A 15,567-nucleotide genomic window follows, 5' to 3' on the forward strand; every position below is an offset into this window, starting at 1 on the left:
CGGTACGGCTCGGGTGGCTGGAACTGTGTGATTAAACGGCAAGGAGCAAGTACTTGTTCCTTGCCAAAAAGCCCCTATGCTGCGGCCAACTGAACGGGATGCGGCGATGCAGCAAGCTATCGAAATCAACGACTTCACGGTCATCTCAGCGCAAGCAACCATGGCTGCTGACACCCACGGCGGGCGGGCAAAATGCTTGCAGCGTCTGATCCGCCTCGACATGCCTGTGCCACGTACTGTGGCGCTACCGTTCAAAACTGTCCGCGCGATTGCCAACGGTATGGGCCCAGACTTGGGCGCTATTCTGGCGGAATTTGCGCAAGACGCTCTCTTTAGTGTGCGCCCGTCCAGCCAAGACAGTGATTGGGGGGGGCCGTCAGCAGTTCTAAACATTGGTATGAATGACGCGCGTTTTACGGGACTGTCTGATGAGATTGGCACAGACGCCGCCGCGCTGATGTATTTGCGGTTCGTGCAATCCTATGCGGTCAATGTGGCGCGCCTTGATCCTGATGAGTTCACCCAACCCATTGAGCGCCCGCGCGAGGCGCTTGATGATGCGTTACGCGCGTATTTTGCCGAAACTGATGAAGTATTCCCGCAAGACCCCAAGCAACAATTGGGCGAGGTTCTGCGGTCCATGGCGCGTGCTTGGGAAGGCACAACTGCACATTTGCTGCGCCAAGCAAAAGGCGCGCCGGCAGATGCGGGCTTGGGACTTGTTGTGCAAGAGATGAAGCTTGGCGTCGGGCGGGGCAATTGCGGCTCTGGTGTGATCATGGGCATCAACCAAACGACCGGTGAGCGGATGATTTGCGGTCGGTTCTTGGGCCAAAGCCAAGGGCGCGATGCAATGGATGCCGACCGTGCGATATACCTGACGCGAGACGCGCGCGGCCCCTCTCTGGAGGAGCGTCATCCCGAGTTATATGCGCAGCTTTTGGCGCATATGGAGACTTCGCGCGGTAAGCTGCGCGAGGAAATGGAGCATGAATTTACCATCCAAGACGGAGAGCTGTTCATCCTTGATGGTATCCGCGTAACACGGTCCGCCCGCGCGGCTGTGAATGTGGCGGTGGCTTTGGCACAAGACAAAATCATCGCGCGCGAGGATGCGTTGCTGCGTATTCCGCCCAACATGTTGTCAGAATTGCTGCACCGCCAAGTTGCGGCTGGCACTGACCGGAATGTGGTCGCAAAGGGCCTTGCTGCATCGCCAGGTGCTGCAATGGGGCAAATCACATTTTCTGCCAATGAGGCGCAGGCGCTTGCGGCGCAAGGCGAGAAATGCATATTGGTGCGCCGTGAAACTGCGCCCGAAGACATTCGTGGAATGAACGTGGCTGCGGGTGTTTTGACCGAGCGGGGCGGCATGACAAGCCACGCGGCTGTGATCGGCCGCGGTCTTGGCCTGCCGTCAATTGTTGGGGCTGCGGGCCTGAGTATTTCCGCCCGAGACAAAACGCTTACCACCCAAGATGGACTTGTCTTGAAGGCCGGTGACAAGATCACGATTGATGGCACCACGGGCGAAGTTTTGGTGGGTGAGGTCACTCTTGTGGAGCCCTCTCTTGATGGGGCCTTTCAAACGCTTTTGGGGTGGGCCGATGAGGTGCGCGATATTGGCGTGCGGGCCAACGCGGATACCCCTGCGGATGCGCAAACCGCCCGTAATTTCGCCGCGGAAGGCATTGGGCTTTGCCGTACAGAGCACATGTTTTTTGACGGTGACCGCCTTACCGTGATGCGCGAGATGATCTTTGCAGATACCTCTGAGGACCGCCGTGCGGCGCTTGAGCGGTTGTTGCCAATGCAGCGGGATGATTTCGGACAATTGTTTGAGATCATGGCGGGCTTGCCCGTGTGTATCCGGCTGTTTGATCCGCCGCTCCATGAAATTTTGCCGTCGGATCGGGATGGCATGCGCGATTTGGCAGAAGCTATGAACCTGCCGCTGTCAGATGTGATTGCGCGGGTAGATCAGATGTCAGAGTTCAACCCAATGTTGGGTTTGCGCGGGGTGCGCCTTGGGATCACGTTGCCCGAGATTTACGATATGCAAGCCCAGGCGATTTTTGAGGCAACGGCGGCAGCGCATCAGCGCGGCCATGCGGTGACGCCTGAAATCATGTTGCCTTTGGTCAGTGCCAAACGTGAAGTTGAGCTGTTGAAAATTCGCATCGATGCGGTTGCATCGGCCGTGATGGTCAGCTCGGGCCAGACATTTGACTATAAGCTGGGCGTGATGGTTGAAACGCCGCGCGCGGCTTTGCGCGCAGGCGACATCGCCCAGCATTCCGCGTTTTTGTCCTTTGGGACGAACGATCTGACACAAATGACCTATGGCTTGTCTCGTGACGATGCGGGCCGGTTTATGTCGACCTATGTGCAGCAACAAGTTTTCGCAGAAGATCCGTTTCAATATTTCGACGAAGAAGGTGTGGGCGAGTTGGTACAAATTGGTGCAGACCGTGGGCGGGCGACTGCAAAAGACGTGGTATTGTCCATCTGCGGCGAGCACGGTGGATCGGCACCAGCGATGGCATTTGCGCGCGCGCAGGGATTCGATTACGTGTCCTGCTCTCCGTTTCGGGTTCCTGTTGCACGGCTGATCGCGGCGCAATTGGCGTTGGGCCGCCCAAGCTAAGTTTCCAGCTTTTGTTTGGAACATATTGGTTTTCCTAAACCTTTTGCTGCACTGCGACGATTTGCATCCCGTGCATACCGCCTAGTCAGGAACGGGGGGTAGATTTGTATGCTGAATTGGCTTAACAGCCCGCCTCAGACGCGCATTTAAGCCTTATTTATAGATGTATTGGCTGTGCTGTCTGCCCTTGAAACAACTCTGGATGGCGCATGCCCCGAACTTCTTTGATCTCACGCGCTCAGCGCGTTTGCAGTGTTTTGGCTCTCGTTGCCGGTTTTGGCGTTATCGCTGAGACCCGCGATGCTGAGGCGGCCGATGGCACAGCGCTCAAGGTTTCAGCGCATATTGTTGGTCTTCTAAAGACTGAAAATGCGGCTTTTCAGATGGTCCCGTCAAACCGGCTTGATACGCTGACTGCTGCCCCTCAGGTGTCTTTGCTGCCAAAGCGCCGGCCCAGCGGGTTGCTCGGCGTCGCGTACGAGCGCAGTTATTTGGCGCAATTGCCTGCCGCTTCAGGAGGTGAAAGTTGGAAATGTCTCTCAGAGGCGCTTTATTTTGAGGCGCGCGGCGAAAGCGTGAAAGGCCAATTTGCAGTGGCCGAGGTCATTATGAACCGCGTTAAGTCTGCTAAATATCCCAACACTGTGTGTGGCGTTATTAATCAAGGGACAGGCCGTAAGTTTGCGTGTCAGTTCACCTATACTTGCGACGGCAAGAAAGAAATCATCGGCGAGCCACGGGCATGGACCCGTGTTGGCAAGATCGCCAAGCTAACGTTGCAAGGCAACCTTCCAGCGCTGACTGCTGGTGCGACCCATTATCATACCAAAAGCGTGCGGCCTAACTGGGCACGGGTCTATCCGCGCACCGCGACAATTGGCTTTCACCATTTTTATCGTCAAAGCTACGGCAGTTAGGGCTGTCTGGCCTTTGTAGGCCAGACCTCGAGAATTGCAGCACTTAGGACCAACGCGCCGCCGATCAGCTCGAACGGAAGCAATGGCTCTCCGACTAAAAAAGCGGCAGAAAGCGCGCCGATCAGCACTTCGCTCATCAGCAAGATGCCGACGCGCGCAGGTTCGAGCAGGGCCGTTGCCCACATCAGACCTGCCATAGAGACACCCCACCAAAGCGTGCCGGTAACAGCTGTGATCAAAAGGGTCGGCGGTGTTAGCACGCTAAGGTCAAGCGGTTGCGTTGGCAGGGCCAAGATACAAACACCCGAAAGCACTGCCGCACCACTGGCAAATGCGAAAGCCGCAAGCAGCGGTTTGATCGGTTCACGCTCATGAATGATCGTGCTCGAAAGGGACCAGCAGATGCCAGACGCCAGCGCAAGCCAGTCCCCGATGCTACGCGGTAACGGTACCCCACCATCCGCGCCGAGCATCACAAAAAGCCCAAGCAGCCCGATCACAATTGCTGCAAGGCGGGTTACGCTGGTTGTACGACCCAGAATGAAACGTGCAATCAAGGTGCTCCAGACTGGGGTCAAAAAGAAAAGCAGGATGACGATTGCCACACGCCCATAGGCAAAGCCCACCGAATACATGGCGAAGGCTGCACCGCCCAATGCCAATGCTCCGTAAGTGGGCCAATCACGCGGAACGTTCGGGCGCGCAATCAGGACTGAAATCCCCAACACAAAGGTTGCCGCGAGGGCGATGCCGAATGTACCCCAAGCCCCGGGCAGGCCTGCGTCTTGTAAATACCGGACGGGCATCCAGTAAAACCCCCACAGAACGCCGATGACAACAACGGTCACGGTTGCCACGGCGGAGGAGGAGGGCGCTTGGTTCATGGCGTTGCTTAGCATCTGGGTCGCGGGCCAGCAAACACCGTATACGGTTGCCCCCATGTCGCAATCTGTCTGGTTCTACGCAATTATCCGCGATATGCCCACGGCCATGACAAACGACATCCATCTGGCTTTTGCCCATCCGTCCGAGCGTTCCGAGGCGACAACTGCGGTTCATCCGCTCGACCGTATCTCTGTGCGCGACCATATTGTGGATGTTGAGATTGGCGCTTTTCAGCTTGAGCGTGGCACAACACAGCGCGTTCGTTTTGATATCGTGGTGGAAGTGAAGCCGCTTGAGGGGCCCATCGGCGATGATGTGGACCGGATTTTGTCCTACGACCGCATTACCGAGGCTGTTGCCATTGAGCTGGCCGCCGAGCGGTTGAACCTGCTTGAAACCTTGGCAGAACGGATTGCGGACCGTATTTTGATTGAGCCACAGGCGATGCGTGCTTTTGTACGCATTCAAAAGCTGGACCGTGGGCCGTTTGCCCTTGGGGTTGAGATTGTACGCTCGAGGTCGCTGAGTGTTGTTGAGGACGCGCCGGAAACGGTTCACCCTTGTGTTGTTTATCTGTCAAACGAGGCACTTCATTCGACGCATCTAAGCGGCTGGATTGATACACTTGCAAAGCGCGAATTGCCTTTGATCTTGTGCGTTGGCATGGGCGAGACTACCGCGCCGGCCGTATCACTTGGCGCGCCGCAACGCCGGATTGATTTGCTGGCAATTGAACAAAACGCTTGGGTGCTGGCCGCCCGTGACGCGCGATGCGTGGTGGTTGGAACGTTGACTGAGCTCGATTGGTCAATGAAAAATGGCCAAATCGCCGTATGGGCACCGTCTAAAATTGTGCTCGATGCTGTTGAAGGACCCGCGACGGCCCCATCTGATGGCCCTTCATTAGCAGCCTGGTTTGCCCGCCACATGAGCGCGTCTGAATTGATGCTTATCGGCGCTGAGTTGCCCGCGGATGCCGCAGTTGGCGATATTCGTGTCACACGTCATGCCGACGATGCGGCACAGCTTTGAGTGTCACGAAGGCTAATGACTGACTATTTTCGCCCAATCGTTCAGACTGATATCGCCCGTCCGAACGGCGCCTATGTTTTGGCGGGTGGGTGGACGTGGTTCGACACCGTAGAAGTTATGAGCCGCAACGCGATACCGCGCATCATCCCGGCGGCTGACGTGCCAGATCACGTTCTATCGCGTCTTACGTCCCCGCGTGGGCAGGTTGCGGGGCTTAATATGGCGCGTGCCAACATCATGGGTATTCTCAATGTCACGCCAGACAGCTTTTCCGATGGCAGTAAGTTCGAAGGTTTTGACGAAGCAATAAACCACGCGATTGCGATGCAGGAGGCTGGTGCGGATATGCTGGATATCGGCGGGGAAAGCACGCGGCCCGGTGCGGACTATGTGCCCAGCCACGTTGAGATAGAGCGCACGGTTCCCGTGATTGCAGCTTTGCGAAACCACGACGCAACAGCACACACGCCAATCAGCATCGACACACGAAAAGCAGATGTTGCCGAGGCGGCTTTGGCGGCGGGTGCGACTTTGGTCAATGATGTCTACGCGATGACCCATGATCCGGCTATGGGCACAGTCACCGCGTCGTCCCGTGCGCCTATCTGCTTGATGCACGCAAGCGGGGATCCGGAGACGATGCAGGACGATCCGCAGTACGATGACGTTGTGCTCGATGTGTATGACTTTTTGTCTGAGCGCATTGAGGCGGCTGTGGCGTGTGGGATTGCACGCACAGATATCTGGATCGATCCTGGCATTGGTTTTGGCAAAACGCTTGAGCATAATCTGGCGCTGTTGAAACGGCTGAGCGTGCTACACAGCCTTGGGTGCCCGATCTTGCTCGGGGCGTCGCGCAAACGCTTTATTGGCACAATCACAAATGCCCCCCAAGCGGACCAGCGGGTTATTGGTTCTGTCGCGGTGGCGCTTGAAGGGTTTCGGCAAGGGGTTCAGATCACCCGCGTTCATGATATAGAGGCGACACGCGCAGCTTTTGATATGGCCGGCGCAATTTTGTAGCTAACGGGTACTAAATATGACTACGAAACTGTTTGGCACCGACGGGGTGCGCGGCACGGCGAACCAATATCCTATGACCGTCGAGATGGCTTTGCGCCTTGGTGCAGCGGCGGGGCGGTACTTTCGCCGTGACAACAAACGTCACCGTGTCGTGATTGGCAAAGATACCCGTCTGTCGGGCTACATGTTTGAGAACGCTTTGACGGCCGGATTTACCAGCACCGGCATGGATTGTTTCCTGCTAGGCCCGGTGCCCACACCGGCGGTGGGGATGTTGACTACATCGATGCGCGCGGATGTGGGCGTGATGATTTCCGCCTCCCATAACCCGCATATGGATAACGGTATCAAGCTATTTGGTCCTGATGGGTTTAAGTTGTCAGATGAGGCAGAGGCCGCGATTGAACAACTGGTTCACGAAGGCACCAGCCCCGCGCAACCTGATAATATTGGCCGCGCCAAGCGAATTGATGAGGGGCGTTTCCGCTACGGTGAGCGCCTAAAAACATCGCTTGCAGGTATCTCGTTGCAAGGGCTGAAAGTTGTGATTGATTGCGCGAATGGTGCGGCGCACCGAACGGCGCCCGAGATTTTATGGGAACTTGGCGCTGATGTGATCCCCGTTGGGACATCGCCAAATGGGTTCAACATCAACGACAACTGCGGCTCAACGGCACCGCATATGGCGGCGCAAGCGGTTATTGAAAACGGTGCGGATCTGGGCATTTGTCTTGATGGCGACGCAGACCGCGTGATGATCATCGATGAAAAGGGCCGCATTGCAGACGGCGATCAGTTGATGGCGCTTTTGGCAGGCTCATGGGCGTCTGCAGGGCGTTTGAACGCGCGTACTTTGGTTGCCACAGTGATGTCGAACCTTGGTCTTGAGCGGTACCTAGCGGATCGCGGGATGACCTTGTTGCGTACGGCGGTTGGTGACCGGCATGTGGTTGAAGCGATGCGCAAAGGCGGGTTTAACTTGGGCGGCGAGCAATCGGGCCATATTGTGATGACGGACTATGCCACAACCGGCGACGGCTTGTTGGCGGGGCTGCAGTTTATGTGTGAAATGATCCGTACCGGTCACAGCGCGTCTGATCTGTCGAGTACGTTCGAGACTGTGCCACAGCTTTTGAAAAACGTGCGCTACCCAAGCGGAACAGCGCCGCTTGAAGCCGCGTCAGTTCAGCAGGCGATTGCTGCGGCTGAGGTTGATCTGGCTGGCAAGGGGCGGTTACTTATCCGTAAATCAGGGACTGAGCCGTTGATCCGCGTCATGGCCGAATGCGAAGATGCGACCCTTCTTGAAGCAGTGGTGCAGGGTGTTGTCGATGAGATAGCAGCACAAGTGGTCTAGGCTGTTACTTCTTTGAGCGGATACTTTGCGCGACCAGAACCAAGCTGCGCCATTGGCTGATCCCGATACCCAAAAGGATGAGCGCGAGGGCGATGAACAGCTGTGCTGACAGGGCCTCGCCAAGCAGTACGATCCCGAACACGGCTGACCAGATTGGCACTTGATAAGACGTCAGTGACATAAAGACGGAGCCCGCTGATTGCACAACAATCACACGGATTGCCGCAGCCAAGCCGGTTGGCAGGGCAGCAAGATAAAAGACCGTTAGGGTCTCAAAACTCCAGCTAAGACGTGGCATGCCTTCGGCAATAATCGCAAATGGGATAAGCATCGCAGCGCCGACAGCTAGCGTGCCACTGGCGAATGCCACGGGCGGGATGCGCGGCGCACGCCGGGTAATAATTGAGCCGACCGCATAACACGCAGCCGCTGCAAGACAGGCAAGCTGTCCCCAAAACGTCTGGGCAGATGTGGTCTCAAGCGCGCCTTTTCCCAACAGCAGCGCCAATCCAGCAAAGCCCAGCACCACACCGATAATGCGACGTGGGCCGATGCCTTCCTCAGGTGAGAAGATATAGGCAAGCGGCAGGATAATGAGCGGGATTGCCCCCATCGCGACACCAGCGAACGCGGATGGCACGTATTGAATACCCCAACACAGCAGCAAAAACGGTGCGGTGACGGTGATAAAACCAATGACGGCGCTGTAGCTCCATCCGGATAACCCCGCGGTCTGATGAATGCGCGTGATTGGCTGGCCCATGATGACGCCCATGATGCACAAAACAATTGCGCCGAAAAAGACGCGCAGCGCTGCCAGAGTAAATGGCGGGTATTCTTGTAGCGCCACGCTGATGCTCATGAATGCGCTGCCCCAAATCACGCCCAAAAAGCAGATCAGGAACCAGTTAAATGCACCGGGATTTTCGGGGGTAGGGATGGTGTTACTCATGGGCTGACACTAGGCGCGCTTTGGTCCAGTGGCGAGAGTTAAATGCGCCTGTGCAGGCAAACACAAACAAAAAGGCCCCCGCAGATGCGGAGGCCCAAGTGAACAAGGTAAGAGACCTTAGTTCTTTTCTTTGTCGACCATTTTGCCAGCAGAAATCCACGGCATCATTTCGCGCAGTTTCGCACCAGTTTCTTCGATCATGTGCTCGTCGTTGATGCGACGTGTGCCTTTGAAGAACGGCTGACCAACAGCGTTTTCCTGCATGAAGTCACGCACGAATTTACCTGTTTGGATGTCTGTCAGGATCGCTTTCATGCGGGCTTTTGTTTCGTCGTATGGCAGCACGCGTGGGCCGCTGACGTATTCGCCGTACTCAGCTGTGTTGGAGATTGAGTAGTTCATGTTGGCGATGCCGCCTTCATAGATCAGATCAACAATAAGCTTCACTTCGTGCAAGCACTCAAAATACGCCATTTCTGGTGCATAGCCTGCTTCAACGAGTGTTTCGAAGCCTGCGCGGATCAGCTCAACAAGGCCACCACAAAGGACTGCCTGCTCACCAAAGAGGTCAGTTTCGCACTCTTCACGGAAGTTGGTTTCGATGATGCCTGAACGGCCGCCACCAATTGCGGAACAGTATGACAGACCGATTTCAAGCGCTTTGCCTGATGCGTTTTCATGTACCGCTACCAAGCATGGCACGCCGCCGCCTTTGGTGTATTCGCCGCGTACTGTGTGGCCTGGGCCTTTGGGAGCCATCATGATCACGTCGACGCCTTCTTTTGGCTCAATCAAACCAAAGTGTACGTTCAGGCCGTGGGCAAACGCGATTGCGGAGCCTGGCTTGATGTTGTCATGGACGTATTTTTTGTATGTTTCTGCCTGAAGCTCGTCGGGCATTGTGAACATGATCACATCACACCAAGCTGCGGCTTCGGCGATGCCCATAACTTTTAGGCCTTCGCCTTCGGCTTTCTTCGCGGAAGGTGAGCCTTCGCGCAGAGCAACAACAAGGTTTTTCGCACCTGAATCGCGCAGGTTAAGCGCGTGGGCGTGGCCTTGGCTGCCATAACCGAGGATGGCTACTTTTTTGTCTTTGATCAGGTTAACATCGCAATCGCGATCATAATAAACGCGCATATCAAATTCCTTTGTCTGAGTGCTTTGTGAATGTCTGAGAACCTTCTACGACCTGTTCAAGACAATTGCGATGTTAGAAATATAATTTTTGTGACTATTTTCGACAGTTTCATTCGTCGGAAATTGTTTTATAGATAAATTCATGCTTGATGACCTTGATAGACGCATTCTGCGCACGTTGCAGTACACGCCAGATGCAGCAATGCATGAAATTGCTGACCGGTGTGGTCTGACGGCCGCTAAAGTGACCCGCAGGCTTGATAAGTTGCGTGATGCTGGGCTGTACCGTGGGCAAGAGGCTGTGGTCGATTGGGCGGCACTTGGATTTGAGGTGTCCGTTTCGTTGCGCATCACCCTTGATAAAACCCAAGCGCGTGCGTTTGACGAATTTCAGGCCGCCGCCCGTGATGTGCCTGAAGTCACTGAAATTCAGACGTTTTTGGGGCGCGTAGATGTGCGGCTTTTTGTGGTCGCGCGGGATATGGCACACTATCAGATGCTTTACCGGGACCGCATCCTAACACTGCCACATATCTCGGATATTGAGGCGTTGATGTTGGTGTCGACGCTAAAATCAGATGAAAGGTTGCCGTTGTGAGCTGGGACGCGATCGATATGGCTTTGGTCAAGGCGATGCAGCGTGACGCTACACAATCTGCGGGTGCGTTGGGCCGTGATTTGGGGCTGAGCCAACCAGCCACGTGGCGCAGATTGCAAAAGTTACAAGCGGCAGGCGTTTTCAAAGGACGGCGCGTAAAGCTTGATGCCGAAAAGTTGGGTTTTGGTGTTACGGTGTTTTTGGGCGTTAAGCTGGCGACCAAAGGGCGTGTCAGCCTGGATGATTTTGAGCGCGCAGTTATCGCAATTCCCGAAGTGCAAACGGCCGAGCATATGTTGGGGCTTTATGATTACCGGCTGAGGGTGGTTGCACGGGATTTGGCTGATTTTGAGCGCATCTTGCGGCGCCGTATCATGACCCTTCCCGGTGCAGGTGATGTTGAGGCCAACGTGCTTTTGTCAGAGCAGCGCTTGCCCGGTCCGTTGTGACATGTAGCTTCGCAGCGGTATCAGCCGCGCGCCCCAAGACCGAGCTGCATCAGCGTTTTGCGAACCGGCGCCAGCGAATAAAGCGTGGCAACCCCCGCGGCGCGCGCATCGCGCAAAGGCCGCGCTGCCATCATTGAGGCACGGTTAAGCGCGTCGACACCGGTTACCCGCGCTTTGACTTCAGTCATGCGTTTACGTTCGTACTGCGCGAGCATCTCAGGCTCACCCAGCTTGGATGGGTCCCGCAGAGATAACTCCAACAGCGCCGCCATATCCCCGATGGACATGTTCAAACCCTGCGCACCGATCGGCGGCACAACATGGGCGGCTTCGGCGATAAGGGCGGTGCGTTCTGCATAAAAACGATCGCTGATTTGGCTGATTATTGGCCAAATTGTGCGCCGGCTCGCAAGGGTCAGCGAGCCATAAAGGTGGCAGGACCGCTCTGACATGGCGTCGTTGAACGCATCTTCGGGCATCTCATAAAACTCTTTGGCGCGCGCGCCGCGTTCCATCCAAACCACCGCCGAGGACGGCATCCCGTTGTAATCTGGCAGCGGAACCAACGTGAACGGCCCCCCAGTACGATGCACCTCGGTACTGACACCTTCATGCGGGATCGGATGGTTGACCGCAAAAGCCAGCGCTTTTTGACCATATCGAGTTGTGCGTGCCCCAATCCCGTGGGCGCGGCGCACAGGGCTGTTGCGGCCATCTGCGCCAATCACCAGACGTGCAGATACCTGAGTGTCATCGCTAAGGCTGACAAGCGCTTCGCTTTGGCGTGTAAGTAGTGTTTTGGTGCCGACGCCCGGCCGAAACGTGGTGTTCGGCAATTCATCAAGGCGGGCCAACATTTCACGGCGCAGCAACCAATTAGGCAGGTTCCAGCCAAAGGGCCTGTCGGAAATATCGGAGGCGTCAAAGTCACGGGTGAGGCGGGGCTCTGCAACTTCGCCGCCCGCATCCACGATACGCATCGTTTGCAAGGGGCTGGCGTGAGGGTTGAGTTTGGCCCAAATGCCTGCAGTTTCCAAAAAGTCGCGGGCGGGCTGCAACAGTGCGGTACTGCGCAGATCGCTTCCATCTGTGTTGCGTTCGGTCACTGGGGCCGTCGGATCGACACAAATTACGGAAAATCCGGCCGTGCCGAATGCAGCAGCAGCCGTCAGCCCCGCGATGCCACCGCCTGATATGAGAATGTCGATTTTTGCACGTTCCATACCTATAAAGTAGGCCCGCGATGCGGTGAGGGAAAGGTGCCTTAGGTGATCTGCGACAAAAATTCTTCCAAGTCAGCGGCCTGATAATCAATAAAGGCACTGTGGTTGGGCGTTGGACTTATCAGCACTGTGGTAAGCCCCATTTCCTTTGGGACCTCAAGGTTACGGGGGTCGTCTTCGAACATGACCGCTTTCGCTCGGTCGAACCCGTCGAGTGCGAAAACGGCTTCAAAAGCAGCGCGGTTGGGCTTGGGATGGTAATGCGCGTGCTCGACCCCGTAGATTGCATCAAACAGCCCCGCGATACCGCGCGCTGTGGTTACGTCTTCAGCGTAAGGTGCGGTTCCGTTGGTGTAGATGATTTTGCGGTTATCCAGCCGCGTGATCAGATCGCGTAGGGTTGGGCTTTGGGGGACAACGCTGAAATCAAGCTGATGCACGTCCCAAAGAAACGGGTCCGGATCAATCTGATGCTCTGCCATGAGGCCCGCCAATGTGGTTCCGTGATCGCGCCAGTAGTTGGCGCGCAGGGCATTCGCTGTGTCACGGTCCAGCTGCAAAACGCGGCACATGTAGTCCACCATACGCACTTCCATTTGGGCAAACAGCGGAACATCGGGTGGGTAAAGCGTGTGGTCGAGGTCAAACACCCAAGTCTGGGTATCACTGAAAGCGTCGCGAAGGTTGTGTGTCATCCGCGGACCGTACTTGTGTCACACTGTGGGTCAATGGCAAACGGGTTGCCAGCGTGCGAGCTGTCGGGCTAGGGTCAGGGAACGCACGAAGAACGGACGCCAAAATGTTGAAACCAAATCAAAAAGATGCATATGACCTGATCCTCGATGCGATTGATGTAGGTGTTTACAAGCCCGGATCGCGCTTGGTTGAGAGTGAGCTTGCTGACCGTTTTGGCGTATCTAGAACACCTATTCGCGAAGCGTTACAGCGCCTTGAGACACAAAGTCTTTTGACCCGTGATGGGCGAAGCCTGATTGTTGCGTCGCTGGATCATAATCAGTTGGCAGAGCTTTACGTGGTGCGGGCAGAACTTGAGGGTTTGGCCGCGCAGCTGGCCGCACGCCATGCCACACCTGAAGAAGTGAAAGTTCTGCGTGAAATGGTCGACGAAGATCACAAGCTGATGGGGGACCCGTCTGCGTTGTCGCGGGCCAATCGTAGGTTCCACAAGCAAATTCACTTGGCCAGTCATAACCGCTTTTTGGTGCGCCAGCTTGATCTTGTTCACCGTTCTATGGCGCTGTTGGCGACCACATCACTTGCGATTGAGGGGCGCGACAAGCTTGCCCTTGAAGAACACGATGCGATTGTTTCGGCTATTGAAACCGGTGACGGCGACCGTGCTTATCAGGCTCTGCGCGAACATATTTCGGTGGCTTTTCAAACGCGCCTACGTGCGGACGCCGAAGCGGTCGAGGCAACGGGGATTTAGCGCCTGCTGGCGATGGCTGGGCACTTCTGAGGGATTTGCCGTGGCTTGTTTTATCCCAGTAGAACGGATCGCGAATAAGCTCCCACAGGGCCTTGTAGCAGGCCAGTGACGCCAAGAAGAAATAGGCGTGTAGTGTGGGTATCCATATCCAAAACCGGCGATGTTCCGCCCTTCGAGTTGCAAGTGCTGTAACCGTGATGTTGGCAATTTCAGCCATGATGAACATCGCCACGATTGCACTTGTCAGCCAGCTGATCCCCGTGCTTGAAGCCACCTCTTGAACGGGCAGAAGCCACAAGCCTAAAATCAGGGGCGCCAATGCGAATTGGCTAAGCGTACACAAAAAGATCAGCTGTACGCCCAGAAACCCACGCCATCCTAATTGCGTGAAAAGCGCCTTTGGTTCCTTCATTAGCACCATATATGTGGCGGCGTATCCCTTTAGCCATCGTGAGCGTTGACGGATCCAAGCGCGTGGCGCGCAGCACGCTTCTTCATAGGTCGTGGTGTCAATCAATTCGGTTCTGTAGCCTGCTTTGGCCAAACGCATGCCGAGTTCGGCGTCTTCGGTCACGTTGTGCGCGTCCCATCCGCCTAATTCCTCAAGGACGTGCCTGCGAAAGAAAACTGTTGTGCCACCCAGTGGAATTGGCAGTCCGAGGGCTTGGAAGCCTGGCAAGATTAGTCTGAACCACGTGGCGTATTCGAGGGTAAAGCAGCGCGACATCCAGTTTTGTTTTGGATTATAGAAATCGAGAGCACCCTGCAGGCATGCCACTTCGGCGGGGCGGTTGGCAAAGCCATGGACAATCTTGAGCAGCTGATCTGGTTCCGGCGCATCTTCAGCATCATAAATCCCGATGATGCTGCCACGACAAAAATCGAGTGCGTAATTCATCGCGCGTGGTTTGGTTTTAAGGCTGCCCTTAGGAACCTCGTGAACCCGTATCCAATGGGGCAAAATCGTCTCGCGCAATGTGGTTTGGGTCACCTTATCACTGGCTTCGGTGATCAAGCACACGTCAAGCTTTTCACGGGGATAATCGAGGCGGCTAAGCTGTCTGACTAACTGTCCGGCGATGTTGCGCTCATTCAGAAGGGGAACCAAAATTGATACTGTTGGTAATTGAAGGAGTGCGGTCTCTTGGCGTGCTTTGAGGTTTTGGCACAGATAAACAATGCTGGCCCAAACGCGGAGCGCAAGAACTGCGAACATGCTGAGAATGGCCCAGCCAATCAGCGCTGCAAATAGGACCTTTGGCATAAACAAAGCGACGCTGCCAAAGCCCAAGAGCCAGAGAATTTTTGCTGTTCTTGATGTGGGCTTACTTAAATGCCGGCAACTATCTTCGGAATGAACACGACTTTCGGCCAGTTCAGCCAGCCGTGTTTTGTGATCATTGGCGATGACATCTGTGATCTGATGGCGTGTTGCCAGTGCCATTTTGAGCGGATGCAGGTGATCGGGTAAATGTGCAGTGTCCGCTGCAAAGCTTGTAGGCGATGATGTCACGACTAAAGTGGCGGAGCCCACATTACGCAGTGGAATAATGGCTTTCTTGATACATTTCCTGATGTCTACATCTTCAAGCAACTCGGGTTGGCGGAACGGAGTTGCGGGGTCAACTATACGTGCACCGCATTTAAGGCTTTGAGCGCGCAGGATATCCGCCTCGTCAAGCATGAACATAAAATTAACATATTCGCAGGTTGGCGTCCAATCATGCCGTGCATTGCTAGCAACTTCTTGCGCATCGGCAGGTGCAAGTGTTCCGAGGTCAAGCATCACATCAAGCAAGGGGCTACTTGCGTCCTGAGAGCCGCTTTTTACCGAACCAAACGAATGTCGTGATTGCCCCTCAACAAGGGTAAGTGGATGGGATGACATGACAAC

13 protein-coding genes and 1 pseudogene are annotated in these 15,567 nt (G+C 55.5%); 8 read left to right on the forward strand and 6 right to left on the reverse strand.

The window, feature by feature from the left end; all coding sequences use genetic code 11:
• Positions 1 to 76: 76 nt before the first annotated feature.
• Both NeNHUV3_RS11770 and NeNHUV3_RS11775 read left to right on the forward strand, forming a co-directional pair.
• On the forward strand, positions 77 to 2,647 hold the full coding sequence (locus NeNHUV3_RS11770) for a putative PEP-binding protein (RefSeq protein WP_391481580.1): 2,571 nt from the start codon (positions 77 to 79) through the stop codon (positions 2,645 to 2,647).
• Between the two features lie 209 nt (positions 2,648 to 2,856).
• Entirely contained in the window at positions 2,857 to 3,564 is a 708-nt protein-coding gene (locus NeNHUV3_RS11775) for a cell wall hydrolase (RefSeq protein WP_391481581.1), read from the forward strand.
• Here NeNHUV3_RS11775 and NeNHUV3_RS11780 read toward each other — a convergent pair.
• Positions 3,561 to 4,448 carry a DMT family transporter gene (locus NeNHUV3_RS11780; protein WP_391481582.1) on the reverse strand — a complete coding sequence of 296 codons (888 nt, stop codon included), beginning with the start codon at positions 4,446 to 4,448 and terminating at the stop codon, positions 3,561 to 3,563. The two genes, NeNHUV3_RS11775 and NeNHUV3_RS11780, sit on opposite strands and share 4 nt — an antisense overlap.
• A 106-nt stretch (positions 4,449 to 4,554) precedes the next feature.
• Here NeNHUV3_RS11780 and NeNHUV3_RS11785 point away from each other — a divergent pair, with 106 nt between their 5' ends.
• Genes NeNHUV3_RS11785 through glmM form a run of 3 tightly spaced genes read left to right on the forward strand, consistent with a single transcriptional unit; the run spans position 4,555 to position 7,861 of the window.
• Positions 4,555 to 5,481, forward strand: coding sequence for a dihydroneopterin aldolase (locus NeNHUV3_RS11785; RefSeq protein ID WP_391483258.1), 927 nt, complete (start codon positions 4,555 to 4,557; stop codon positions 5,479 to 5,481).
• A 15-nt stretch (positions 5,482 to 5,496) separates the two neighbouring features.
• A complete protein-coding gene (gene folP, locus NeNHUV3_RS11790) occupies positions 5,497 to 6,504 on the forward strand; it encodes a dihydropteroate synthase (protein WP_391481583.1) in 1,008 nt (335 codons plus the stop codon).
• Positions 6,505 to 6,520: 16 nt separating this feature from the next.
• On the forward strand, positions 6,521 to 7,861 hold the full coding sequence (gene glmM / locus NeNHUV3_RS11795) for a phosphoglucosamine mutase (protein WP_391481584.1): 1,341 nt from the start codon (positions 6,521 to 6,523) through the stop codon (positions 7,859 to 7,861).
• Between the two features lie 4 nt (positions 7,862 to 7,865).
• Here the strand turns inward: glmM and NeNHUV3_RS11800 are convergent, their stop codons facing one another.
• Positions 7,866 to 8,813, reverse strand: coding sequence for a DMT family transporter (locus tag NeNHUV3_RS11800; RefSeq protein ID WP_391481585.1), 948 nt, complete (start codon positions 8,811 to 8,813; stop codon positions 7,866 to 7,868).
• 117 nt (positions 8,814 to 8,930) lie between these two features.
• A pseudogene (gene ilvC, locus NeNHUV3_RS11805) lies at positions 8,931 to 9,971 on the reverse strand (ketol-acid reductoisomerase); the annotation flags it as partial.
• A gap of 124 nt (positions 9,972 to 10,095) precedes the next feature.
• On the opposite strand from ilvC, the gene NeNHUV3_RS11810 reads away from it, so the two are divergent.
• Both NeNHUV3_RS11810 and NeNHUV3_RS11815 read left to right on the forward strand, forming a co-directional pair.
• Positions 10,096 to 10,551, forward strand: coding sequence for an Lrp/AsnC family transcriptional regulator (locus NeNHUV3_RS11810; RefSeq protein WP_391481586.1), 456 nt, complete (start codon positions 10,096 to 10,098; stop codon positions 10,549 to 10,551).
• Positions 10,552 to 10,568: 17 nt separating this feature from the next.
• Positions 10,569 to 11,000, forward strand: coding sequence for an Lrp/AsnC family transcriptional regulator (locus NeNHUV3_RS11815; RefSeq protein WP_391483260.1), 432 nt, complete (start codon positions 10,569 to 10,571; stop codon positions 10,998 to 11,000).
• Positions 11,001 to 11,020: 20 nt separating this feature from the next.
• Here NeNHUV3_RS11815 and NeNHUV3_RS11820 read toward each other — a convergent pair whose 3' ends face one another.
• Both NeNHUV3_RS11820 and NeNHUV3_RS11825 read right to left on the reverse strand, forming a co-directional pair.
• A complete protein-coding gene (locus tag NeNHUV3_RS11820) occupies positions 11,021 to 12,223 on the reverse strand; it encodes a UbiH/UbiF family hydroxylase (protein WP_391481588.1) in 1,203 nt (400 codons plus the stop codon).
• A gap of 41 nt (positions 12,224 to 12,264) precedes the next feature.
• Entirely contained in the window at positions 12,265 to 12,918 is a 654-nt protein-coding gene (locus NeNHUV3_RS11825) for a pyrimidine 5'-nucleotidase (RefSeq protein WP_391481589.1), read from the reverse strand.
• 104 nt (positions 12,919 to 13,022) lie between these two features.
• Here NeNHUV3_RS11825 and NeNHUV3_RS11830 point away from each other — a divergent pair, with 104 nt between their 5' ends.
• Positions 13,023 to 13,673, forward strand: a complete 651-nt coding sequence (locus tag NeNHUV3_RS11830; RefSeq protein WP_334066708.1) for a GntR family transcriptional regulator — start codon at positions 13,023 to 13,025, stop codon at positions 13,671 to 13,673.
• Here NeNHUV3_RS11830 and NeNHUV3_RS11835 read toward each other — a convergent pair.
• Positions 13,558 to 15,561, reverse strand: coding sequence for a glycosyltransferase family 2 protein (locus tag NeNHUV3_RS11835; protein ID WP_391481592.1), 2,004 nt, complete (start codon positions 15,559 to 15,561; stop codon positions 13,558 to 13,560). The genes NeNHUV3_RS11830 and NeNHUV3_RS11835 overlap by 116 nt on opposite strands.
• Positions 15,562 to 15,567 lie beyond the last annotated feature (6 nt).

It is taken from the genome of Nereida sp. NH-UV-3, from assembly GCF_042939535.1.
Taxonomy (GTDB): Bacteria; Pseudomonadota; Alphaproteobacteria; order Rhodobacterales; family Rhodobacteraceae; genus Nereida; species Nereida ignava.